Below are 1,992 nucleotides of genomic sequence, written 5' to 3'. Positions count from 1 at the left end.
TAAGTAAATTATCCGGTATAGCAGCTTCGACTATTTCGCAGATAGAAAGCGGTAAGAGACAAAGTTTATATTCCGAAAACGTTGAAAAAATTGCTGCAGCTTTAGGTGTTACAACAAATGTTTTATACGCAACTGAGGAAAATGTAGAATATATTGCAAATGATATTGACCAATTAATGCATATGATTTTAGAAAGTGATGAATTGTCACTTGATGATATAGTACTAAGTAATTCAGAAAAAGAACAATTTAAAATGGCTATAGATATTGCCTTAAACTCAATAAGAAATCAAAGAAAATAACGTGAAAAAGGTGATAAAATGAAAAAGGTTGCGATTTACTGTAGAGTATCTTCTGACGATCAAAAAGAACGTGATACTATAGAGAATCAAGTAGAGCTTCTGAATACTTTTATTGAAATGAAAGATGATTTATCTTTATATAAAGAATACTTGGATAACGGTGTATCCGGTACTATAAATTTTGAAAAACGACCTGGAGGCAAATCTCTCATTGAAGATGCTGCTACCGGTCGTTTTGACATTGTATTGGTTTATAAAATTGATAGATTCGGAAGGGATACTTTAAGCGGTCTTTCTGCCGTAGAAATGTTGAGAAATTTTAGCATTGAAATTATGTCTGTGACGGAACCGTTTGACCTAAATACACCTACAGGACGTTTTCAATTCATCACTTATTTAAACATGGCTGAATTAGAAAGAAATAATATACTGGATAGAATGTTTCTCGGAGCGACAAGAGCTGCTAAACAGGGCAAATGGCTGGGTGGTATTGTTCCTTATGGCTATAAAAAAGATAAAGATGGATATTTAGAAATAATTGAGGAAGAGGCTAATGTTGTAAGAAAAATATATGATTTATACATAAACGATAAACTATCAACAATAAACATTGCTGTATACTTAAATAACCTAAATATTTCTACCGGCTATGCAGAAAAAAACCCAAAAGCAAGCAAACGGATATCTGGATTTTGGCGAAACACCACAGTTGTAAGAATCATTAACGCTACAACATATAAAGGTATCCATTACTATGGTCAAAGAGGATCACGCCGTAAAGAATTAATCGCGCGTAAAGTCCCGGCAATTGTAACCGAAGAAGTTTGGAATATGGCTCAAGCTGCAAAAAAGGAAAGAACCGTTGAATCCTCTCGATGCAATACAAAGCGAGATTACCTATTGCGCGGTATGATTAAATGTAAACAATGTGGTCGCGGATATTTCGGTATAAGTTATAAAGATAAGAGTGACGTTTATTGCTGCTCTGGTAAAAGAAATGAACCCAAAAAGATTTTAGGATGGAAATGCTCAAATATTAATGTAAATGCAAATTTTATTGAAAATGAAGTTTGGAGTGATTGTTTAGAATTTATAAATAATTTTGATGAAATAGTTAGCAGCATGACACCTTCAACCACTAATGATAATGGTGAAACTATTACCGAGATATCAAAACTAAAGGAAAGCTTAGAAGAGTTGAAAAACGAAAAAAACAGGATATTAGAAATTTATAGAAAACAATTTATAAACGAAGAAGAATTATCAGAACAGTTAAAGTCTATAAAAAAAGAGGAAGATTCTATACAAAATTTAATAAATGCTTTAGATAAAAAGCTAACGGCCTTTGGACATGAGCAAACATTAATCGACAACATGTCGAATATCTTAAAAGTATACAAAAGTAGAATAGATGAATTAACGTTTGAAGATAAAAGAGATATTGTGAAATTGCTTGTAAAAGAGATTACTGTTGATACAATTGTGCAGTGTGGTGAAAGATGCCCTGATATAAAAATAGATTATTACTTGGTCAAACTTGATATCTACAAGGATGTCCGTGTGAATCATAAGTTTGACGAACATGAAAAAAAATTCCTACCTATTATATGTGTAGAAAATTGCGGTACTAAATTGAAAGATTTACGGTTAAAATCAGATATGACTATGGTACAATTAGCTGATAAAATTA

The 1,992-nt window shown here is 31.9% G+C and carries 2 protein-coding genes; both read left to right on the top strand.

Annotated elements, in window-relative coordinates; all coding sequences use genetic code 11:
* Positions 1–302, top strand: a 302-nt coding sequence (locus M9H71_RS25000) for a helix-turn-helix domain-containing protein (protein ID WP_455407560.1), incomplete at its 5' end; no start/stop codon positions are given.
* A gap of 18 nt (positions 303–320) precedes the next feature.
* Positions 321–1,992 (top strand): recombinase family protein (locus M9H71_RS24995; protein WP_455407559.1); only part of this gene is annotated, 1,672 nt, incomplete at its 3' end.

The sequence above is a fragment of the Rhodopseudomonas parapalustris genome (genome assembly GCF_053772255.1).
Note: the sequence above shows the minus strand (reverse complement) of the source record. Positions and strands in the feature narration are given on the sequence as shown.